The organism is Vallitalea sediminicola, assembly GCF_054408565.1.
Genome location: NZ_BTPT01000400.1, coordinates 1 through 220, shown reverse-complemented (window position 1 = coordinate 220; position 220 = coordinate 1). Strand labels below are relative to the sequence as shown.

General features: G+C 35.5%; 1 pseudogene. It reads left to right on the top strand.

From position 1 onward, the window contains the following. Nucleotides 1-64: 64 nt before the first annotated feature. Nucleotides 65-220: pseudogene (locus ACX6CF_RS27190) on the top strand (alpha-amylase family protein); the annotation flags it as partial.

Below are 220 nucleotides of genomic sequence, written 5' to 3'. Positions count from 1 at the left end.
TATGAAGAGAAAAAGCCAGAGGATGAGGATATAAAAAATTGGAAACCAATAAGCTCATAAGTATGATATAAAAGCACCTATTTATACAACCGTACAATGGGACGGGTATGTTGCGAGAAATCATCCAGAATGGCTGGCGGTTAATGAAGAAGGAAATTATATTAACAGTCAAGACGTACCTGAACCTCATTTTTATTACACAATTTGTCTTAACAGTGGT